General features: G+C 68.1%; 16 protein-coding genes. 8 read left to right on the top strand and 8 right to left on the bottom strand.

The annotated features are described in order from the left end of the window. The first annotated feature begins 376 nt into the window (after positions 1–376). Positions 377–2,596, top strand: a complete 2,220-nt coding sequence (locus BJEO58_RS12970; protein WP_101589896.1) for an NADP-dependent isocitrate dehydrogenase — start codon at positions 377–379, stop codon at positions 2,594–2,596. A gap of 252 nt (positions 2,597–2,848) precedes the next feature. On the opposite strand, the gene zupT is transcribed toward BJEO58_RS12970, so the two are convergent. Both zupT and BJEO58_RS12980 read right to left on the bottom strand, forming a co-directional pair. Continuing rightward, on the bottom strand, positions 2,849–3,622 hold the full coding sequence (gene zupT, locus BJEO58_RS12975; RefSeq protein ID WP_246076033.1) for a zinc transporter ZupT: 774 nt from the start codon (positions 3,620–3,622) through the stop codon (positions 2,849–2,851). Between the two features lie 165 nt (positions 3,623–3,787). Continuing rightward, positions 3,788–4,279 carry a LapA family protein gene (locus tag BJEO58_RS12980; protein ID WP_101589898.1) on the bottom strand — a complete coding sequence of 164 codons (492 nt, stop codon included), beginning with the start codon at positions 4,277–4,279 and terminating at the stop codon, positions 3,788–3,790. A 499-nt stretch (positions 4,280–4,778) separates the two neighbouring features. Between BJEO58_RS12980 and BJEO58_RS12985 the strand changes: the two genes are divergently transcribed. Next, on the top strand, positions 4,779–5,777 hold the full coding sequence (locus BJEO58_RS12985) for a putative endonuclease domain-containing protein (protein ID WP_144573857.1): 999 nt from the start codon (positions 4,779–4,781) through the stop codon (positions 5,775–5,777). A gap of 292 nt (positions 5,778–6,069) precedes the next feature. Here BJEO58_RS12985 and BJEO58_RS12990 read toward each other — a convergent pair whose 3' ends face one another. Both BJEO58_RS12990 and BJEO58_RS12995 read right to left on the bottom strand, forming a co-directional pair. Then, complete coding sequence (locus BJEO58_RS12990) at positions 6,070–7,296, bottom strand: FAD-dependent oxidoreductase (protein ID WP_101589900.1); 1,227 nt, start codon at positions 7,294–7,296, stop codon at positions 6,070–6,072. 8 nt (positions 7,297–7,304) lie between these two features. Continuing rightward, the gene (locus BJEO58_RS12995) at positions 7,305–9,206 is read right to left on the bottom strand and encodes an AAA family ATPase (RefSeq protein WP_144573858.1); all 1,902 of its coding nucleotides are present in this window, start codon (positions 9,204–9,206) and stop codon (positions 7,305–7,307) included. 61 nt (positions 9,207–9,267) lie between these two features. Between BJEO58_RS12995 and glsA the strand changes: the two genes are divergently transcribed. From glsA to BJEO58_RS13020, 5 genes are all read left to right on the top strand, one after another. Further along, on the top strand, positions 9,268–11,085 hold the full coding sequence (gene glsA / locus BJEO58_RS13000; RefSeq protein ID WP_101589914.1) for a glutaminase A: 1,818 nt from the start codon (positions 9,268–9,270) through the stop codon (positions 11,083–11,085). A 212-nt stretch (positions 11,086–11,297) separates the two neighbouring features. Next, the gene (locus BJEO58_RS13005) at positions 11,298–11,942 is read left to right on the top strand and encodes an ABC transporter permease (RefSeq protein WP_101589902.1); all 645 of its coding nucleotides are present in this window, start codon (positions 11,298–11,300) and stop codon (positions 11,940–11,942) included. Beyond that, positions 11,939–13,162 carry a betaine/proline/choline family ABC transporter ATP-binding protein gene (locus BJEO58_RS13010; RefSeq protein WP_219617114.1) on the top strand — a complete coding sequence of 408 codons (1,224 nt, stop codon included), beginning with the start codon at positions 11,939–11,941 and terminating at the stop codon, positions 13,160–13,162. Before BJEO58_RS13005 ends, BJEO58_RS13010 begins: the two co-directional genes overlap by 4 nt. Further along, positions 13,159–13,953, top strand: coding sequence for an ABC transporter permease (locus BJEO58_RS13015; RefSeq protein WP_101589903.1), 795 nt, complete (start codon positions 13,159–13,161; stop codon positions 13,951–13,953). Before BJEO58_RS13010 ends, BJEO58_RS13015 begins: the two co-directional genes overlap by 4 nt. Positions 13,954–13,984: 31 nt before the next feature. Next, on the top strand, positions 13,985–14,923 hold the full coding sequence (locus BJEO58_RS13020; RefSeq protein ID WP_101589904.1) for a glycine betaine ABC transporter substrate-binding protein: 939 nt from the start codon (positions 13,985–13,987) through the stop codon (positions 14,921–14,923). A gap of 123 nt (positions 14,924–15,046) precedes the next feature. Here the strand turns inward: BJEO58_RS13020 and BJEO58_RS13025 are convergent, their stop codons facing one another. The 3 genes from BJEO58_RS13025 to BJEO58_RS13035 all read right to left on the bottom strand — a co-directional run bounded on the left by BJEO58_RS13025 (position 15,047) and on the right by BJEO58_RS13035 (position 19,716). Continuing rightward, a complete protein-coding gene (locus tag BJEO58_RS13025) occupies positions 15,047–16,570 on the bottom strand; it encodes an asparagine synthase-related protein (protein ID WP_101589905.1) in 1,524 nt (507 codons plus the stop codon). 25 nt (positions 16,571–16,595) lie between these two features. Further along, positions 16,596–17,549 carry a diacylglycerol/lipid kinase family protein gene (locus BJEO58_RS13030; protein WP_101589906.1) on the bottom strand — a complete coding sequence of 318 codons (954 nt, stop codon included), beginning with the start codon at positions 17,547–17,549 and terminating at the stop codon, positions 16,596–16,598. An 82-nt stretch (positions 17,550–17,631) separates the two neighbouring features. Continuing rightward, positions 17,632–19,716: a 5'-nucleotidase C-terminal domain-containing protein gene (locus tag BJEO58_RS13035; RefSeq protein WP_101589916.1), complete on the bottom strand. Its 2,085-nt coding sequence runs from the start codon at positions 19,714–19,716 to the stop codon at positions 17,632–17,634. A 161-nt stretch (positions 19,717–19,877) separates the two neighbouring features. Between BJEO58_RS13035 and BJEO58_RS13040 the strand changes: the two genes are divergently transcribed. Further along, entirely contained in the window at positions 19,878–20,129 is a 252-nt protein-coding gene (locus tag BJEO58_RS13040; RefSeq protein ID WP_101589917.1) for a Smr/MutS family protein, read from the top strand. A 178-nt stretch (positions 20,130–20,307) separates the two neighbouring features. On the opposite strand, the gene BJEO58_RS13045 is transcribed toward BJEO58_RS13040, so the two are convergent. After that, a partial coding sequence (locus BJEO58_RS13045; RefSeq protein ID WP_219617115.1) for a DUF5979 domain-containing protein occupies positions 20,308–21,004 on the bottom strand: 697 nt, incomplete at its 5' end.

Here is a 21,004-nt window from a genome sequence, read left to right on the forward strand (position 1 = left end):
CAGTCAGTCGTCCGTCCACCGGCTCCGCCTCCGCATACGTCGACGCACCGCCGACGCACACGACGTCCTCCGCAGTCAGCGCTCACCGCAGACGCCCTCGACGTCCAGGCGCCGTCCCGTGAGGCCCGGACCGGGACACCGGCATCGTAGCGCTTCACATACCCACCACCTTTCATCACACCGCACAGGAAAGAAGTTGTGCGGGCTGATGAAAGGTGGTGGACCGCGGAGTGGGTACACCCTGCCCGGCCCGGTGGTCATGACAGGCTCTGGACCCGCTGTGGCGGGCGGCACGTGGACAGTCGATGCCAGCCCGCAGAGGGACCGATAGACTCGAGACGATCAAACCCCGACCGAATAACGGAGATGCTCTTTCATGGCAAAGATCATGTACACGCGCACGGACGAGGCTCCGCTGCTGGCCACGTATTCGCTGAAGCCGATCGTCGAAGCGTTCGCTCGCACCGCAGGAGTCGAGGTTGAGACCCGCGACATCTCGCTGGCCGGCCGCATCATCGCGCAGTTCCCGGAGCGACTCACCGACGCCCAGCGCCTGGATGACGCGCTGAAGGAACTGGGCGACCTGGCGAAGACCCCCGGCGCCAACATCATCAAGCTGCCGAACATCTCCGCCTCCGTGCCGCAGCTCAAGGCCGCAGTCGCCGAACTCCAGTCGCAGGGCTACGACCTCCCGGACTACCCGGAGGACCCGCAGACTGATGAGGAGAGGGACGTCCGCACCCGCTACGACGCGGTGAAGGGCTCCGCCGTCAACCCGGTGCTGCGCGAGGGCAACTCCGACCGCCGCGCGCCGAAGGCGATCAAGCAGTACGCGAAGAAGTACCCGCACTCGATGGGCGACTGGGCGAACGATTCGAAGACCTCGGTCGCGACCATGAGCTCCGACGACTTCGCATCGAATGAGAAGTCCGTCGTCTCCCCCGCTGAGGACACCTTCACCGTCCGCTTCACCCCCGCGGCCGGCGGCGAGGCGCGTGAACTGAAGTCGTTCCCCGTGCTCGCAGGCGAGGTCGTCGACGGGACGTTCATGAACGCTGCCGCTCTGGACGCATTCCTGAAGGAGCAGATCGCGGCGGCGAAGGAGTCCGGAGTCCTCTTCTCCGTGCACCTCAAGGCCACCATGATGAAGGTGTCCGACCCGGTCCTGTTCGGCTACGTCGTGCGCGCCTTCCTGCCCGAGGTCTTCGCGACCTACGGCGAGCAGCTGTCGGCAGCCGGGCTGTCCGCCGACGACGGTCTGGGCGCCATCCTGTCCGGACTCGACGCGCTGGACGGCGACACGGCCGCAGGTGTGAAGGCCGCGATCGACAAGGGCATCGAAGAGGGTCCTGCCCTCGCGATGGTCGACTCCTCGAAGGGCATCACGAACCTCCACGTCCCCAGCGACGTGATCGTCGACGCATCGATGCCCGCGATGATCCGCGTGGGCGGCAAGATGTGGGGCGCGGATGACGACACCCACGACACGCTCGCCGTCATCCCGGACTCCTCCTACGCCGGTGTCTTCCAGGCCGTCATCGAGGACTGCCGGGCCAACGGCGCCTTCGACCCGACGACGATGGGATCCGTCCCGAACGTCGGCCTCATGGCGCAGAAGGCCGAGGAGTACGGCTCGCACGACAAGACGTTCGTCCTGGATGCCGACGGCACGGTCGAGATCGTCAACGGCGCGGGCGAGGTCGTCATGAGCCACGACGTGTCCGCCGGTGACATCTGGCGCGCCTGCCAGACGAAGGACATCCCGATCCGTGACTGGGTCCGCCTCGCAGTCGAGCGCGCGCGCCTGTCCGACACCCCGGCCGTGTTCTGGCTGGACGAGAACCGCGCGCACGACGCGAACCTCATCGCGAAGGTCGAGGAGTACCTGGCCGACCACGACACCGACGGCCTGGACATCCGCATCATGTCGCCGATCGAGGCCACGAAGCTGTCCGTCGAGCGGATCCGCCGCGGTGAGGACACGATCTCCGTGACCGGCAACGTGCTGCGCGACTACAACACTGATCTCTTCCCGATCCTCGAACTGGGGACCTCGGCGAAGATGCTGTCCGTCGTGCCGCTGATCGCAGGCGGCGGGCTGTTCGAGACGGGCGCGGGCGGTTCCGCTCCGAAGCACGTCCAGCAGCTCGTCGAGGAGAACCACCTGCGGTGGGACTCCATGGGCGAGTTCTTCGCGATCGCGGAGTCGTTCCGCCATTTCCAGCACAAGGAGGGCAACGACCGTGCAGGCGTGCTCGCCGCGACGCTGGACGACGCGACCGCGACCTTCCTCGAGGAGAACAAGTCGCCGTCGCGCAAGGTGAACGAGATCGACAACCGAGGCAGCCACTTCTACCTCACGCTCTTCTGGGCCGAGGAGCTGGCGAAGCAGACGGATGACCAGCCGCTGGCGGACGCGATCGCACCGATCGCCACGGCGCTGCGCGAGAACGAGGACGCCATCGCGCGCGAGCTCCTCACCGTGCAGGGCAGCGAGGTCGACCTGGGCGGGTACTACAACCCCTCCAATGAGAAGTCCGACGCGGTCATGCGCCCGTCGAAGACGCTCAACGAGATCATCGACCAGCTGGCGTGATCTCACGATGGTCGGCGGTCTTCGGTCTGTTCGGGATCCTGAGGCCTGAGGCCTGAGGCCTGAGGCCCGCAGAGCCTGACGATCGCAGAGGCGGGGGTGCACGGATACGTGCGCCCCCGCCTTCGTCATTCACCCCGTCGTCTCTCATCGAGCCCGGCAGCGGTACGACCTGCCGCCAGTCCGAAGAGCAGACAGACAGCCGCCCGCAGACAGCACCGTCATCACCTGTGCGGCTACCCCCAGGCCGAGGCCTCAGCTCAGGACCAGAAGACTCACCCACATGACGACCGCTCCCGAGGCGATGCCCACCACGACCGTGCGCTTCTCCTTCTGTGCGGCCGCTGCGGGCAGAAGCTCCGCAACGCTGATCGTGATCATGACGCCGGCGACGCCTGCGAGCACTGCGGCGAGGACGACGGGAGTGAGCAGCGGTGCCAGCAGCAGCCACCCGATCACTGCTCCCGCAGGTTCGGCCAGACCGGATCCGAAGCTCGCCCACAGGGCGCGCTTCCGCGATCCGGTGGCGTGGTGGATCGGCACGGCGACGGCGATGCCCTCCGGCACATTGTGGAGCGCGATCGCCGCGATGACGGGCAGGGCGAGGTACGGGTCATGCAGGGCCGTGAGGAACGTGGCGAAGCCCTCGGGGAAGTTGTGCGCGGTGATGACGATCGCGGTGAGCACTCCCGTGCGGAGGAGGGCACGCTTCTGGACCTCGTCGGTGTTTGCAGGCAGCTCTGTGCGACTGCGGAAACGCGCAGCGGCGGAGAAGAGCATGACGACGACCGCACCGACGAGAGCGGCGACCAGAGCCATCCACGGTGAGACACCGGCGACGCGGAGGTCCGCTGCGGCTTCGGGGATCAGTTCGACGAGGGAGATGCAGACCATCACCCCGGCGGAGAAGCCCAGTGCGCCGGCGAGGAAGCGCCTCGACATGCCTCCGCCGAACACGGCGATGAGGCCGCCCAACCCGGTTGCCAGACCGGCGATGACACTGAGGGAGAGCGCTATGAGAGGAGCCACTCCCAAGGAATATCGCTCCTCAGGGATCGTTCACAAGTCAATCGTTGCGCAGGTGAGCGAATGTCAGGTGAGAGGAGTCAGCAGCAGACGAGGTGCCGCACTCGTGTGTGGACGACGAAGGGCCGCCCGCATATGCGGACGGCCCGTGACGTGGCGAGCGAGCGGTCAGCCGCCGATCGCCTTCTGCACCTTCTTGAGCCTGCGGCTGAGGACGAAGATGCGCACGCTGCCGACGATGCCGGCGACCAGTACGCCCGCGATCGCGGCGAGCAGCATCGCGACGCCCAGTGGGAGCGAGAAGGTCCATCCGAAGTACTGGAACTGCGCTGCGGTGTTGTTCTGGATGATGAAGACCAGCAGCATCACGGTGATGACGGCGCCGAGGATCAGCGACACCCACACGCCACCGGACATGCCGCCCTTCGCCTCGGCTGCCTGGGCATCGCGGGCCTTCGTGCCGCTCGCGCGGGTGGGCGCTTCCTGGGCGGAAGCCGGTGCGGGAGCCGGTGCGGATGCGGGGTCGGCAGCGGGGTCGGCACCGCCCACGGACTGCCCGGCGTCGGGCTCGAGGAGTTCGGCCGGAAGGCTGTCGCTCAGGTTCCCGGTGACCTGGTCCCCAGTGCTCTGGGCTTCGCGCGGATCGGGGTTCGTCGTCATACGACCAGCGTACCGCCGCTGCGCGCCCGAGAGGCAGGACTTGGAACGGAAGTCGGGGCGAACCGTTGATGCGACGGTCGGGACGGCCCGACCCAGCGTGGCTGAACCCCTCCCCACCCGTCTTGGCCCCGCCGTCAGCACCACCTTTCGTCAGTCCACACAGCTTCTTTCCCCTGCGGACTGACGAAAGCTGGTCGGTTCGTCAGTGTCAGGCCGGAGGCGGTGGTGCATCAGGGGTGAGTGCGTAAGAGCGCATCGGAGGGAGGCACACCGGAGGGCGTGAAAGCGACCCTCCTCGCGCACACTGAGCGTGTGGATACCGTCCGCCCATCCACAGGTCGGCTCTGACGGATGCCGACGCAGACCGTGTCCATCCACGATGATGCTCATGTACAACGTCATCACAGCCCGTGAGTGCGCGCTGGCTGGCATACCCCGTACGACCCTCGTCGCTGCTCAGTCGTGCTGCCTCACACGCCTCAGCCGCGGAATCTTCACGGTGACGCGACGCTGTGACCACCACGAAGACTTCCACGTCGCGATCGAGGACCCATCAGTACTCGAGCTCCGCTCATCACTCACGCAGCGGAAGTCCGTCGCGGGCTCAGAGCGTCTCCGGAGACTGGAGCACCTGAGTGTGCTGGACTCCTACCGGTTCTACCGACCGGACGATGTCATCGGCGGGACGTCCGCTGCGATCATCCACGGAATCCCGCTCTCGCACAGGCTTCCTCCCCGGCGGACGAAGCGCACCCGAGCAGACGCGACCGGCAGAGAATTCGACGCCCGTCTGAGCCTGGGTGCACCGGGGGCTCCCGTTCGAGTTGAGGTGTGGAACACGCGCCGGGCCTACACGTCGCGGTGGGTGGTCCGGCGACAGGCCGCACTCGATGCGACCCAGCGCGCGCGATGGCAAGGGGTTCCCGTGACGTCGGCGCCGCGGACCGCGATCGACCTTGCACGCATCGGTACCGCGCTCGACGGTCTCGTCGCGTGCGACTGGCTGTTGGCCGATGCCGCTGGACGTCGTGGCCACGACGGCAGACTGGGTATGCGCGACCGGCTGACGGAAGCGATCGAGGAATGCAGTGGGCTCCGCGGGGTGAGTCGCGCTCGGGCCGCACTCGCGAGCGCCACAGGGCTGGCGGAGAGCGTCAGCGAGTCCCTCGCCCTTCACCGCCTGAAGGAGCACGGGCTCTCGGACGTACGCCAGCAGGTGGTCATCCGCGACAGCGAGAACACCGCCATCGGACGGGTCGATTTCCTCGTGGAGGCCTCCGACAGCACACCTGTCGTGATCGAGGTCGACGGCGCCGTCAAGTACGCGGGCCACCACCTGGTCGACGCCGCCGTCGAGGACAATCCTCTGTTCCGCGAGAAGAAGCGGGAAGATGCCCTCCGCCGCATGGGCTATCGCGTCGTGAGACTGGTGTGGGCAGACCTCTGGGACAGCTCACGGCTGCGCACTCGACTTCGCGAAGCGCACATCGCGTGCTGATGGCCCACAGCTGACGACTGAACTCTCATGGCTGACGGCACGCACACCCTCATGCCGTCGCACACGCGTCATCGTGAGGACGCGGCCGATCACCGACACCGCGAGACCGTGGTGCCTCGCGACCGTGGTGCCGCGCGACCGTGGTGCCGCGAGACTGTGGTGCCGCGCGACTGTGATCCCGCGAGACACCAAGTTTCATCAGACCGCACGACTTCTTTCCTATGCGGTCTGATGAAAGTTGGTAGGTGCGGAAAGGCACGTGGTGGGGTGGAAGGGGCAGGGTGAGCGCTCCTCACCCATCCGGCCCGTCAAGCCCGTCCGGCCCGTCCAGCGAGCCCAGGTACTCCTCCACTTCGCGGGCCACCCACCGCCCCGCACGGTTCGCGCCGATCGTCGAGGCGCTGGGCCCGTATCCCGGCAGGTGCACGCCGTGGTTCCGGACCGCGCGCGTGGTTGCGCGACCGTCGACCAGCAGACCGCCGTCCTCCGTCCTCAGCCCCAACGGGGCCAGGTGATCGAGCCGGTGCAGGAACCCCGTGGCCCAGAGGACCACGTCGACATCGATCCGTCGAGCCTCCGGCGCGCTCCCCCACGACCGCAGGGACAGCGCATCCCACACAGCACCGTGCTCGTCGAGCCGGTCGAACATCGGATGGCACTGCGGCAGCATTCCGGTCTCGACCGCACTGACCGGCAGGCCCGTGTTCGACACGACGGAAGCCGGTGGCAGCCCCTGCCGCACACGCTCGTCCACGCGCGCCACCACGCCCGCACCCACCTCCGGAGTGAATGCGGCGTTCCTGATATCCGGCCGCGTCCGCGACACCCAGTGCGTCTGGGCAACGGGCGCCAGCTCCGCGAGATGCTGCACCGCGGAGATCCCGGCACCCACGACAAGCACCCGCTCGCCGGCGAAGTCCTCGGCCCGTGTGTAGTCGCGCGTGTGCAGCTGCCTGCCCGCAAAGCTCCCGATCCCCGGGTAGTACGGGATGCGCGGCCGGTCCCATGTTCCCGTCGCGTTGACGATCGCGCGCGCCCTGATCGTGCGCGTGACCGGTGCTCTGCCCGCCTGCCCCGCGCCAGCCCCAGCAATCGACCCGCCGAGCCCCGCAGTGCCCTCACCACTCACCGCAACGACGAAATCGCTGCCCACGCCCTCGGGCTGCTCGACGCGGTCGACGACCACTGGGCGGTCCACCCGCAGCCCGAACCGCTCCTCGTACGCGCGGTAGTACTCCGGCACCGTCTGCGCTGCGGGGATCTCCTCGTCGACGTCGATCGCGTCGTCGAGTCCCCATCCCGGCAGATCGTTCACCCCATTCGCGGTCTTCAGCGTGAGACTGGGCCAGCGATGCTGCCATGCACCCCCGGGCCCTGGGTTCGCGTCGAGCAGCAGCATCCGCTCGCCGATCTCATATCCGCGCCGCTGCAGGTGATGGGCCGCGGAAAGCCCCGCCTGCCCCATCCCGATGACCACGACGTCCACACGCACGTCTGCTCCCGGATCCGGCTCCGCCATGTACGTGCTCAGTGCTCATCATCCAGCTCGAGGTCCAGGAGGTCCTCGCCCGACAGCCCGTCATCGAGATCGTCGATCACCTCGACATCATGACCACCAGGGTCGAGACCATCGCTGCCGCCGAGGCCGTCGTCACCGAGCCCTTCCCCACCGCCGAGGCCGTCGTCGAGGCCATCGCCATCGTCATCGAACCCCTCCCCGTCGCCGAGGCCGTGCTCGCTCAACTCGCGGAGTCCCGATCCTGCGGCTCCTGGCTCACTGACGACTGTGCCCTTGATGGACGATCGGTGGTCTCCGGCAGTCACCTGGCTCGTCGCAGCGCGGGGCTCAGCGCGCTCCGCCACGGGTGTGCCGTCCGCGATGGGCGCGCGCTCCGCCATGCGTCCGCCGTCCGCCATGCGTGCGCGTTCCGCCATAAGTGCGCGGACAGCTGACACGAGGTGCGCGGCATCGACCTCGGTGTCCGCTGACAGGGCGTCGATCACCGCTCTCCGGACCGCCTGCCGGGGAAAGGATCCGGGGGTGGCGACCGCGGCCTCGGCGGCGGTTCGCACACCTGTGGAGCTGACGGGCAGCGCCCGAGCCGACCGTGCGAACAGCCGCTCCCGCCGATCCACATCGGGCAGGGGAATCTCGAGCGCCACATCGATGAGACCGGGGCGGAGCGCGAGCGCCTGCTCGATCGCCCCCATGCGGTGTGTCGTGAGGATGACGGTGAGGTCCGCGTCCTCGTCGTCCTGCAGTTCGTCGAGCGCGTCCAGGACCGCAGGGTCGCCGACGTCGATCAGATCGACGTCCTCCAGCACGACGATCGCGGGGGTGAGCCGCCGAGCGGTCGCCAGCACCTCACGGATGAGGCCCGCGGGGCGTCCCTGCTGCAGGTCGCCCGCAGTCATGTCGCGCAGGACCGCGCTCGGCAGGATGAACGCGGTGGTGTCCGGCGACTGCGACAGGAGGTACCGGACCGTGTGGGTCTTGCCTGAGTCGGGAGGACCGTGGAGGAGGACGACGCGCGGCAGGTGCTGACCGGCCGCCCGCAGCTCGGCGGCGCGGCGCGAGACTCCGAGCACGGCTGCTTCCACCCGGGACAGGCAGCCGGTGGGCAGGACGACATCGTCCGCGTGCAGGCCGGGGCGTTCGTGGACGTCGATCGCGGGGTGCGGGAGAGGGAAGGCCGCCGCGCTCGGACGCGACGGCCGGGCGGTGTGCGGCGCGGGGTCGGTGTGCGGGGTGCGGAAGCTGACGACGCGGCCGCGCAACGATGAGTCCGCGGCGACTGCGGCGTCGATGCGCCCGAGCACGGAACGCGCAGCTGCCGGGTCTTCTGCGAGCACGTCGACTCGCACGCCTGGCTCGCCGCGGGGCACGTGGTGGGCGGCGCTGCCGTCCGAGATTCCGCTGCGGGCCGCGTCGCCGATTTCGCCGCTCCACGCGCCCCAGAATTCGCCGCGGGACGCGCCGCCGTGCGCGGCACGATCGTGCGTGCCGTACGCGAGGACGACGACGGGGTCCCCGCCCACCCGGACCAGGCGCAGCGCGTTCGTCGCGACCCAGCGGACCTCGTCGGGTCCCACGGGGAATGCCGAACGCTGCACCGGGCCCGGCCGGCACACCTCAGAACGGTCCGCGAGGAGCTCCGCCAGACCGCCGCGGCGGCCAGGGTCAGCACCGCATACGGTCTGGCCCTCGTCGAGCCCGTCCAGCGCCGCATCGACGTCTGCCCAGTGCCACGCCGGGTATGTCGACCCGCACAGTTCGAGGCCGCGGCCGGCACTCCGCAGATGTCCCTCGATGAGCTGACCCAGTCCCACAGCGACGTCATGCGGCTGAGCCGCCGACCGCTCCTCTGCCACGCCGTCACGGGCGCCAGGGGACCCGCTCATGCCGCGTGTGCTCGATGACTCGCTCATACTGCTCAGCGTACGTCCCACAGGATCGGGTTTCAGCGTCGAAGCGCTCTACGCTGAGGCCATGGAGTCCCCCATCCAGCGCCACCTCGACGACCTCCTGCAGGACGTCAGCCGCATCACCGACGGCAGACCCTATTCCGTGCACCCGCCCGGACGCGACCCCGACCCGGACGCCTTCGGGATCTGCCTCGCCACCGTGGACGGTCACGTCTACACAGCAGGGGCGGCAGCGGACACGGAGTTCTCCATCCATTCGATCTCCAAGCCCTTCTCCTACGCTCTCGCGCTGGCCGACCACGGCTTGGACGCGGTGGACGAGAAGGTCGACCTCGAGCCCTCCGGAGACCCGTTCAACGAGATCTCCCTGTCGCCGGATTCGGGCCGACCCGCCAACGCGATGATCAATGCCGGTGCCCTGGCCGTCGTGGCGATGCTCAAGGGCGGCGGAGGGAAGTCCGCACCGCGACGGATCGTCGACTTCTACTCGCGACTGGCCGGCCGCAGGCTGTCTGTGGACCAGTCGGTCTACGACGTCGAGATCCGCAACAGCGATCGCAACCACGCGCTCGCGTACCTGCTCAGCTCTTTCGGGATCATCGACGACGACCCCACCCGCGCCCTCAAGAACTACCTGCGGCAGTGCTCCATGCAGGTCACGTGCCGCGACCTCGCGGTCATGGCCGCGACGCTGTCGACCGGCGGGACCAACCCCGTCACCGGAGAGGACGTGATCGACATCGAGAGCGTCGAACGCGTGCTGTCGGTGATGATGACCTCGGGGATGTACGACGACGCGGGCTCCTGGGCCAGCAGCGTGGGGATGCCCGCGAAATCCGGGGTGGGCGGCGGGACGCTCGCCGTGCTGCCGGGACAGGCCGGACTGGCGGTCTACTCACCGCCTCTGGATCGCCACGGGAGCAGCGTGCGGGGTGTAGAGACCTGCCGGCGCCTGTCACGCGACATGGAGATGCACTTCGTGCGGGCGGCACGCAGCGGCGGGTCCGCAGTCCGTCGGGGCGTGAGCATCACGGAGCTGCCCTCCCGGATCCGCCGGACGGAGGAGGAGGCCTCCGTCCTCGAGCAGTTCGACGACGCCTGTCGGATCATCGCAGTCACCGGCGACCTCCACTTCGCCGCCACGGAATCCCTGGTGCGCGCGGTGAGCGGACTCGACGCCCACGTGACCATCGTCGTCCTGGACATGCGTCAGGTCTTCGAGGTCAGTGACTTGGCGGTGCGGATGCTGGAGGACCTCCGACGACGCCTGCTCGCGGATCGCCGCAGGTTGGTCGTCATCGAGGGTGGTGGCCTGCTCGAGGGCACTCCTCTCGACGGAGAGGACGGAGTGCCGATCTTCTCCGGCCGCGGCAGTGCGGTCGAGTACTGCGAGGACCTCCTGCTCGTCGAGCACGGGGACGCTGTCGCCGAACGCACCCGCGTGCCGGTGCTCGAGAGTCCCGCCATCTCTCCCCTGGACACTGCTCAGCGCTCCCGGCTCGTCACCTACATGGAGCCGCGTGCACACGAGGACGGCGACATCATCCGCCGCGTGGGACAGCGGTTCGGCGGCGTGCACTTCATCGTCTCCGGCCGGGTCAACACGGTCGGGACCGACCCCAGCGGCAGCCGCGTCCGACTGAACACGCTGAGTGCAGGGATGACGTTCGGCGAACTGTCCCTGGGCAGCGAGGACCGCCAGGAGGTGACCGAGAAGGCAGACGGCCCCGTCGAACTCATGGTGCTGACGCCCGAGGCCCTGGAGCGCCTCGAGAAGGACGATCCACCCCTGGCCGTGGGCCTGTGGCGGGCACTCACACGCGATGCGTACATGCTGGTCGACCGCTATCTGCGGGAGACCGCGGTCCGCCTGCGGTACTGATCCGGATGGCGTGACTCGGCTGGGACACGACCTGGCCGCACGGGGGCGGCAGCACAGGGTCGACCGCCCTCAATCCACCTTGCTGAGTGTCGCCTCTGACGACAGTGAGAGTCTGCTCAACTACAGTGGTGGTGAAGCACCACACTCGTCCGGGCACCGCGAGTCCATCCGGGTGCCTCCGGACCGCACAATCGCGCTGAGGAGGCAGAACCATGAATTTCGGGGAGTTCCTCATCCGACGCGCGGACGACATGCTCGAGCTGGGACTCGCACACGCCGCAGTGGTGGGAGGCGCAGTCCTCATATCCACGCTGATCGGCGTGGCACTGGGAGTGCTCACCTATCAGAGCGAACGCGCTCGTGAGACCGTGCTCGCGATCACCGGGTCGTTCCTCACGATCCCGTCGTTCGCACTCTTCATCCTGCTGCTGGGCCCCCTGGGGCTGGGGTGGAAGCCCGTTCTGTTCGCACTGGTCCTCTACGGACTCATGCCTGTCGTGCGGAACACGATCACAGGGCTGCGTGGCGTCGATCCCGCCGTCGTCGAATCCGCCAAGGGCATGGGCCTGAGTCGACGCCAGCTCCTTCTGCGGATCGAGCTGCCGCTCGCCTGGCCGGTCATCATCACCGGCGTCCGCGTCACCACCCTCGTCCTCCTGGGCATCGCGGCGATCGGAGCGATCGTCAACGGGCCCGGCTACGGCGAGCTGATCTTCACCGGTCTGGCCCGGGTGGGCACTCCCGTCGCCGTCAACATGGTGCTGGCCGGCGCCGTGGGCGTCATGATCCTGGCCGTGGTCTTCGATCTCGCCTTCTACACCGCCAAGCGTCTCACCACGTCTCGAGGTATCCGATGAGCCACACACCGAACGCCGCTTCCGGACACGCGGACGCATCCGTCATGATCCGCCTCGAGGAGCTCACCAAGCGGTTCCCCGGGCAGTCCCGCAGCGCAGTCGAATCCCTCACCCTGGACATCCTCGAAGGCGAGATCGTCGTGCTCGTGGGCCCCTCCGGCTGCGGCAAGACGACGACGATGAAGATGATCAACCGGATCATCGAACCCTCGTCGGGCCGCATCATCCTGAACGGTGAGGACGTCACCTCCAAGAATCCCGACCACCTGCGTCGCCGGATCGGGTACGTCATCCAGCAGACGGGTCTGTTCCCGCACATGACGATCGGCGAGAACGTCGCCACGGTGCCCAAACTGCTGGGATGGGACGCGAAGCGGGTCAGCGCACGGGTCGACGAACTCCTCACCATGGTGAACATGGACCCTGCCGAGTACCGCGGCCGGTACCCCAAGCAGCTGTCCGGAGGTCAGCAGCAGCGCGTCGGAGTGGCCCGCGCACTGGGCGCGGATCCCGAGGTCATGCTCATGGACGAGCCGTTCGGAGCGATCGATCCCATCACCCGCGACCGCCTCCAGAACGAGTTCCTGCGCCTCCAGTCTGAGGTGCGGAAGACGATCGTCTTCGTCACCCACGACATCGACGAGGCCATCAAGATGGGCGACCGCATCGCGATCCTGCAGGAGGGGTCCCGGATCGCACAGTACGACACGCCGGAACGCATCCTCACGGCACCGGCGAACGACTTCGTGAAGGACTTCATCGGAGCAGGCGCCTCCCTCAAACGCCTCAACTTGTCTCGCGTGCGCGACATCGAGCTGGGCACCTGGGACACCGTGACCACCGCGGATTCGGCAGAGACCGCTCACAGCACGCTGTCGAGCTCGGAGTACAGCGCCGTCCTCGTCCTGGACACCGACGGTCGGCCGGTGAGGTGGGTGACCGCCGACGACCTGCGGCGCATCGACGGCCGCTCCCTCGATCAGATCGGATCCGCCCCGCAGGCCGTGGTCGAACCCCGCGCCACGCTCAGTGACGCACTCAACGAGCTCGTCGCAGCGCGCTACGCGGTCACCGTCGTGGTCGACGAGCAGGGTCGCTACCTGGGCGTCATCGACTTCGATCAGCTCAACGAGGCGATCCGCTCGATGCGCAGCACCGCAGTCGCGGAGGCGCGCTCAGAGTTCGCCGCTCACGACAGTTCGCAGGAGGGACCGTCATGAGTGCCCCGGCCACTGCTGCCAGCACCACCGACGCCGAGGTCGTCCAGACCCAGAGCGCCCCGCCTCGTCGTTCGTGGCCGGGCTACCTCACGATGCCGCTCATCCTGGGACTCGTGTGCCTGGGCATGTTCCTGTACGTGCAGAGCCGCGAGCTCGACTCGATCGAGGCCCGCTCGCTCAACGCGCGCACGATCCTCACCGCGCTGCAGGGACACGTGATGCTCACAGCGGTGTCCACGCTGGTGACGCTCGTGATATCCGTACCGCTGGGAGTCCTGCTGACCCGGTCCTTCACGCGCGTGATCCGCCCGTACATCATCGGCGTCCTCACCGTCCTGCAGGCCGTTCCCACCATCGCGATCCTCGTGCTGCTGGCGGTCGCGTTCCTGTTCCTCGGCTTCCAGGCCGCGATCGTGGGTCTGGTGCTGTACGCGATCATCCCGGTGCTGCTCAACACCATGGTCGGTCTCGAGCAGGTCGACGAGAACGTCATGGAAGCAGGCCGCGGCATGGGGTTCTCGCGCTGGCAGGTGCTCACGAAGCTCGAGGTTCCGCTGGCCGTGCCGGTGATCCTCGCCGGTGTGCGCACCGCACTGGTCATCAACGTGGGCACCGCGACCCTCGTCACCTACATCGACGCGGGCGGGCTGGGCGACATCATCGTCGCCGGCCTGTCCACCAACCGCATCCTGGTCCAGCTGATCGGTGCCGCACTCACCGCGGTGCTCGCCCTGCTCGTGGACTACATCGCAGGCATCGCAGAAGACCTGCTGCGGCCCAAGGGCCTCTGAGGCGCAACCACCATTTCGGGGAGGAACCACCATGTTCACGAAATCCAAGCTCAGCGCAGCGGTCGGACTGTCCGCAGCCACTGCACTCCTCCTGAGCGCCTGCGGTGGAGGAGGTGCGGAGGAGAGCCCCAATGAGGGCCTCCTGGAGGGAGTGGAGCTCATCTCCGGCTCGAAGGAGTTCACCGAATCGGTCGTGCTCTCGCAGATCACAGCGCTCGCGCTCGAAGACGCCGGGGCCTCCATCACGGACCAGACGGGCATCTCCGGCAGCGCGACGGTCCGCGAGGCCCTGGAGTCCGGCGAGGTCGACTTCTACTGGGAGTACACCGGCACCGGCTGGGTGAACATCCTGGGCAATACGACGGAGGACGTGCCCGACGACCTCTTCGCCGCGGTGTCCGAGGATGACGAGGCGAATGGCATCGCGTGGCTGGACCCGGCACAGTTCGAGAACACGTACCGGATCGCGGTGAAGGAGGACTTCGCGAACGAGAACGGCATCACGACGATGTCGGATTCGGCGGAGTTCATCGAGGAGAACCCCGACCAGGCACGGATCTGCGCGGCCAGCGAGTTCATCAACCGCGACGACGGCCTGCCCGGCATGGAGGACGCGTACGGCTTCGAGTACGCAGACGTCGTGGAGCTGGACCTCAACCTCATCTACCCGCAGGTGGGCGACGCGTGCGAGTTCGGTGAGGTGTTCTCCACCGATGCGCGGATCGCGGCGAACGACATGGTCGTGCTCGAGGATGATGAGGGCTTCTTCGTCGAGTACCTGGGCGCGATGACGCTGCGCCAGGAGACGCTGGACGAGCATCCGGAGATCGCAGAGATCATGGCACCGATCTCCGAGAAGCTGACGGACGACCTCATGATGGAGCTCAACGGTCGGGTCGACACCGATGGCGAGATGCCCGAGGACGTCGCTCAGGACTGGCTCGAGGAGAACGAGCTGATCGGCGGCTGAGCTGGCCGCACAGCCCCGCCCGCTGAACAGCCCCGCGCGCTGAACAGCCTGGCGCGCAGACCGGCCCGGCACCCTCGCGTCGAGGGTGCCGGGCCGTCGTCGTGCCGGGCCGGGTGCCGCCTGTCACGCCTCTGCGAACCTGCCGACGGTCGCCTGCGCGTCCACGCCCTCCAGCGCCGAGGCGAACATCCGGTAGTACGCGAGCTCCTCCCGCGTGCGCAGGGGCGGGTCCACGACACCGGCCTCGGCGGCCAGTTCGGCGTCCGTCACAGTGGCATCGAAGTGGTCGCGCAGCACGTCGTTCATACCGGTGCCCTCCCCGAACTGCTCTTTGCGCCGCCACAGGACCTCGTCCGGCAGCCAGCCGTCGAACGCGCGACGCAGCAGCCATTTGGCGGGGCGCCCGTCTGCGACCAGCTTCCACTCCGGCGGCAGCGCCATCGCCAGTTCGACGACGTCGAGGTCGAGGAAGGGAAGTCGGGGTTCGACTCCCAGCGAGCCCGCCACCCGGTCGACTCGCTGCAGTCCGCCGATGTGCATGCCCTTGAGCGTCTCCAGCAGTTCGGAGTGCAGCGCGTCACCCTCTGTGATCGCTCCGTAGTGGGTGTAGCCGGCGAACAGTTCGTCCGCCCCCTCCCCCACCAGCACCACCTTCGAATGCCGCGCCGCCAGCCGTGACACGAAGAAGTTCGGGACAGCGGAATGCACGAGGGTCGGGTCGAAGGATTCCAGCTTCGCCACGACGCGCGGCACCACGTCGATCGCATCCTCAGCGGTGTATGTGAGCTCCCGGTGCTCGGCCCCGCAGTGCTCTGCGACCAGGCGGGCCGCCAGCAGGTCGCCGCTGTCCTCCAGCCCCACAGCGAACGTCGTGAGCGTCCGCCCCTGCTGCGCTGCACGGCGCGCCGCGATCGCGGTGATGATGCTGGAGTCGACGCCTCCGGACAGCAGGACGCCCGCGGGGTTGCGACCGGTCATGCACCGTTCCACTGCCCGGATCAGTGATTCGCGCACTGCGTCGAACACCCACTCCGGCGGGTCTTCATAGGGGGCTCGGCTCTGGAGCAGCACGGGAGTGGTGCCGGGGAACTCGCGAATCGGCTCCAGCCCTGCCTCTGGTGTCCAGACGTGCCCCGGCGGGAACGGTTCGATGAGCGGTCGCAGGTCTCTGTCGAAGGCAGTCATCTCCGAGGCGAACAGAACGCGGTCGTCCTTCCGTACCCAGTACATGGGCGCCAGACCGAGGATGTCCCGCCCTGCGGCGAAGCGTCCGGCAGCGTCTGCGACGGCCAGGGCGAAGGGTCCCCACAGTCGTTCGAAGGCGGGCGGGCCCATGTCTTCGAAGAGGATCGCGGCGACTTCCAGGTCCGATTCCGTCCGGAACCGTTCCGGCCCCACCCGGTCGCGGATGCGGCGATAGTTGTGGATCATCCCGTCGCCGACCACCCAGACGTCGCGTTCCGTGCCGCCGACGACCGGCTGGTCGCCGGATTCCGGGTCGACGATCGACAGGAATCTGCTGCCGAGCCAGGCTCCGTCGAGCTGCTGATGTCCGGTGCCGTCAGGCCCGCGGTGCGTGAGCCTCTCCAGCATCCGCAGCCCCATGCGGGGGTCGAATGGTCCGTGTGCTGCCACCAGTCCTGACATGAGTATCCTCTCCTCTTCCACCAGTCTAGGAGAGGTCGTGCAGTGACTGGTCGGGCACGACGACAGGGATGGCCCCCGGAGCGATCCGCACCCGCAGCGTCGTGACCAGACCGGCCGCCTCCCCGTCGAGGTGGACCGGCAGCGGCCGGACACTCCGCACGCTCGCACTGGTCACACTCAGGAGGCCGAGGTCGTCGACGCGCTCATGTCCCCCGAAGAACCCCGCATGGAATATCCGCCCCCACGAGGGAACGGTGCGAGGACCCGGAGCGACCGTCAGCCCGGCGAGAGCACCGGTCTGCGGACCCCCGTGGGGGAACACTGTGATCCCGTACGGGATGCGCGAGATGTTGCCGAACTCCACGGCCCACACGCCGAGGTCCCGGTCCGTACGATCCGTCCCCTCCCCCGCGCTGACCGTGACCGGGAGTGGCCGCGCTGCCAGTCGGGTCAGCGCACCGATCCCATACCCGGCGGCTCCGCCTGCATCCTTCGCCCACCCGGGAGTGCGCAGGAGTGCGCCTCCGCTGTGGCCGATGCCCGCCGTGACGAGGAACGGCTGCTCCGCCGAGGCGCCTCCACCTGCGCGTTCGAGAGATGCCCACCCGAGATCGCAGCGGATGACGCAGGGGGCAGCATCTGCGTCCCGCAGCACATCGTCCAGCAGCCTCAGTCCGTCAGCGGTGCGCCGGATGCCGACGTTGAGGGCGAAGAGGTCTGCCGTTCCCGTCGGCACAGGCAGCAGCGCGCCCCGCCAGCCCGGGGCGCCCACCAGCGCGCCGGCGACTTCGCGCAGCGTGCCATCGCCGCCGATGACCACGGTGAGCGCGGCCTCGGGATCGGGAACGCCGTGCGGGCGCGCGATCGACGTCGGACGCACCCGCACCGGCAGACCCCTGTGTGCACAGAGGGCCTGCACGCGCTCACACGCGTGCAGGCCCTTCGGGTGCACGGGGTTGACGATGACGTCGACGCTCATGCGCCGGAGCCTAGCGAAGACCGCCGGCAACGGCGCCCCGCGTCGTCACCCCCGCATGGTCCGCGGCAGTTCCCCTCCGTGCTCAGCGACGCCTGCGGCTGGCGATCACTGCTGCGGTGCCGAGCCCGGCCAGCGCGATGGCCGCACCGATCGCACCGACGAATTCCGCACCGGTCCGCGGCAGGCGGCTGTCGTCGTCGCGACCTGCATCGTCACGCCCGTCGTCGCCCTCGTCCCCGTCCTCTGGCCGGTCGCTCGGGTCCTCGCTGGGCTCATCGGACGGCTGATCCGTGGGGTCGTCGGACGGCTGATCCGAAGGCTCATCGGTCGGCTCTCCCGAGGGTCCGTCTGTCGGGTCATCCGTGGGCTCCGGCTCGGAGCGGTCGATCGACTCGCTGGTGAGCAGCCAGTTCTCCCGGTGGAAGTCGTCCGGATCGATGACCTGCTTCTCGACGGCCCAGTCGATCAACGCCTCACGGATCGCGACCTGCTCGTTGTAGACCTCGTCGAGGCCGTCCACCGGGTATCCGCTGCCGCCGGACTGGCGGTAGTTGTTGATCGCGAGCACGAACTCGTCGTCAGCGGCAACCTCCGTGCCGTCGGCCATGCGGATGTTCTCGATGCGCTCGCCCAACGGCTTGGAGATGTTGATGTCGTAGTCGACCCCGGTCAGCGCGTCGTAGGCGTAGTCGGGGATGTCCCGGCCGTCGGCCTCGTCGTAGCTGTTGGAGATCTCCTCCGGATCGAAGTCCGCTCCCTCCTCGACCTGGTCGTAGAACCTGGCGGCGTGCTCGAGGTAGTCCTTGAGCTCTGCCCCGTTCACCTGCACCCCGGACAGGGTGTTGTCGAAGACGTAGAGAGCGGCGACGTCGCGGACCGTCACGTCGCCTTCGCTGAAGACCGCATCGCGGCTGAAGGGCGAGGTCTGGGCGAGCACGGGCAGGTCCTCGTACTGAGTACCGGCCAGGCCCTCCTGGGTCTTCTCCGTCATGACGTGGCCGATGAAGTCGAGGATCGCGGTGTCCTCGTAGCGCGAGGTCTCCGTGCTCATCGTCTCCGAGGCCTGCGCGATGGTCTGGTTGACGTAGTCGACCGTCTCGTCGTGATGGGTCGAGAGAGCGTCGGCCATCTCCTGGCTCTCTGCGACGTCGCCCTGCAGGTAGTGCGGGGTGACCGACGGCGCGGCGGCCTCGTCCCAGTCGACCGCCAATCCGTCGCCGTCCTCGTCCGGTACGAGAGTGAGTTCGACCTCGGACACGGACCGGGCCCAGTAGTCGGGCTGGGTGATGAGCGCCTGCGTGCCGTCTGACTGCGTGACGACCTCGGAGGGCTCATCGAGGTGGGAGTGTCCGGCGACCAGTACGTCGATCTCCGGCACCTGCTCCGCGATGGTGCGCGAGACGTTCTCCTGCAGCTGCGACGGATCCCACTCCTGCCCCTGCGGATCCTTGCCGCCGTGGGCCAGCGCGACGACCACGTCCGCTCCGTCCTCCTTGAGCTGCGGGGCGTATTCCTGAGCGGAGGTGACCATGTCCTCGAACTCGACGGCCCCGTCCAGATGCTTCTTGTCCCAGATCCGGGAGCCGGGCGTCGTCAGCCCGACGACGCCCACGGTGACGGTCTCCCCGTCGATCTCACGTTCGATCATGGTCGTGGGATCGCTGTACGGCTCCCCGCTCGCGGTGTCGATCGCGTTCGCAGCGATGACCGGGAAGTCGGCCTGCTCTTCGTAGTAGTCGAGCATGCCGAGGCCGTAGTTGTACTCGTGGTTGCCCACCACCTGGGCGTCGTAGCCCATGAGGTTGTTCGCGACCGCCATCGGGTGGTCGCGGCCCGACTCCGTCACCGGCTCCGTCGCAGAGAAGTAGGAGGTGAGCGGGTTCCCCTGGATGGAGTCGCCGTTGTCGAACAGGAGGACCGATTCCTCTCCCTTCTCCTGCCGAATCCCGTCGACGACGGTCTTCGCCCGGTCCAGTCCCAGTTCCTCACCGGCCGGGTACGGGGCATTGGTGAAGTAGTCCCAGTTGAGGGCGTGGCCGTGGACGTCGGTCGTCGCAAGGACGGACATGGACAGCGCCTGCGGTGCCGGCATCGCCGTGGCCGAGGCCGCTGGCCCCACCACGAGTGCCGCGGCTGCCAGCGCGGCGGGGACGGTCGGACGAATCATGCGGTTCTCCTCGAGTGCATCGATGCTCAGACTCAGCACCGATGCTGAGTGTTCTCACTGCCGTCGTCCACTGTATTCCCAGACACGGACACAGGGAGTGTCCGGAAGGCGACGGACGGATGAACCGCGACCTTCCGCGCCCCTCCGTCTACCCTGGAGACATGCGCCTCAAGCTCGACCTGCACGACATCTTCAACAAGGGCACGGACATCGATCGAGCCCTGAGCGACATCCTCGACGAAGCGGAGCGCACGAAGACGAAGACCGTCGAGATCATTCCCGGCAAGGGCAGTGGACAGCTGAAGAAGCGGGTCCTCCGCTTCCTCGACCGCAAAGACGTGAAGGCGCGCTATCACCGCGTGGAGAAGGACAGCAAGAACCACGGCAGGCTCTTCGTCCATTTCAAGCACTGACAGCACGCACGGCAGGCTCGCCGCGTGCGACGGGGCCCGGACGACGGACGGGCGGCTGAGCCGATGAATGCATCGTGCCGGCCTGCGTACTGCAGACCGGCACGATGCATTCATCTCTCCGGAGAGCCGGTGTCCGGCTCACCGCCGCCGGTCATAGTGTGACCGGCGGCGGTTGGAGTCAGGCGCGACGCCTGCGGACCGTGTACAGGTACACGCCCGTGCCCAGTGCGATCAGGGCGAGTCCCGCACCCACCGCGCTCCACGGGGACATACCGGTACGCGGCAGCGGGTCACCGCCGTCAGGCGCACCTTCGTCGCCCGGCTTGTCCTGTCCACCGTCGTCGCCCGGCTCAGCCGGCGGCACCTCGTCGGCATCGATCGTGTTCGTCAGCGTCACCTCGACGGTGGTGCTTTCACCGATCGTCACCGTGTCCGCGCTGAACGCGTGCCCGGTCCACTCGCCACCTTCGACCGAGGCCGGAGCAGCCTCCGTCAGCGTCAGCTCTGCACCGTAGGGCAGAGCACTGCTGGTGGCGGCCGTGCCGTCCGCCTTCACTGTGAGCTCGCCACTGCCGGCCTCGAAGCCGTTGCCGGCCGGGTAGGAGTACTCGACCGTGAACTCAGTGGTCGAGTTCACCAGGTCCGCTCCGGAACCGTCCAGAGCCTTGACCACGGAGAAGTGACCCGCGCCCAGCTCATTCGTGTTGGTCAGCAGAACGTCGACCGTCGTTCCGTCACCGATCGTCAGCGTGTCCGTGCTGAACGCGAGGTCCACCCACGTACCGCCCTCGATCTCGACGGGCTCGACCTCGGCCAGAGTCACCTCGGCGCCGTACGGCAGCGGGTCACTCTTCACGGTCTCACCATCAGCCCGC

The sequence above is a fragment of the Brevibacterium jeotgali genome (assembly GCF_900169175.1).
Lineage (GTDB): Bacteria > Actinomycetota > Actinomycetes > Actinomycetales > Brevibacteriaceae > Brevibacterium > Brevibacterium jeotgali.

Coding starts and splice junctions, on each gene's coding strand:
- BJEO58_RS12970 (WP_101589896.1), top strand. CDS start 377: ATGGCAAAGATCATGTACACGCGCACGGACGAGGCTCCGCTGCTGGCC.
- BJEO58_RS12980 (WP_101589898.1), bottom strand. CDS start 4,279: ATGACGACGAACCCCGATCCGCGCGAAGCCCAGAGCACTGGGGACCAG.
- BJEO58_RS12990 (WP_101589900.1), bottom strand. CDS start 7,296: ATGGCGGAGCCGGATCCGGGAGCAGACGTGCGTGTGGACGTCGTGGTC.
- BJEO58_RS12995 (WP_144573858.1), bottom strand. CDS start 9,206: ATGAGCGAGTCATCGAGCACACGCGGCATGAGCGGGTCCCCTGGCGCC.
- glsA (WP_101589914.1), top strand. CDS start 9,268: ATGGAGTCCCCCATCCAGCGCCACCTCGACGACCTCCTGCAGGACGTC.
- BJEO58_RS13005 (WP_101589902.1), top strand. CDS start 11,298: ATGAATTTCGGGGAGTTCCTCATCCGACGCGCGGACGACATGCTCGAG.
- BJEO58_RS13010 (WP_219617114.1), top strand. CDS start 11,939: ATGAGCCACACACCGAACGCCGCTTCCGGACACGCGGACGCATCCGTC.
- BJEO58_RS13015 (WP_101589903.1), top strand. CDS start 13,159: ATGAGTGCCCCGGCCACTGCTGCCAGCACCACCGACGCCGAGGTCGTC.
- BJEO58_RS13020 (WP_101589904.1), top strand. CDS start 13,985: ATGTTCACGAAATCCAAGCTCAGCGCAGCGGTCGGACTGTCCGCAGCC.
- BJEO58_RS13025 (WP_101589905.1), bottom strand. CDS start 16,570: ATGTCAGGACTGGTGGCAGCACACGGACCATTCGACCCCCGCATGGGG.
- BJEO58_RS13030 (WP_101589906.1), bottom strand. CDS start 17,549: ATGAGCGTCGACGTCATCGTCAACCCCGTGCACCCGAAGGGCCTGCAC.
- BJEO58_RS13035 (WP_101589916.1), bottom strand. CDS start 19,716: ATGATTCGTCCGACCGTCCCCGCCGCGCTGGCAGCCGCGGCACTCGTG.
- BJEO58_RS13040 (WP_101589917.1), top strand. CDS start 19,878: ATGCGCCTCAAGCTCGACCTGCACGACATCTTCAACAAGGGCACGGAC.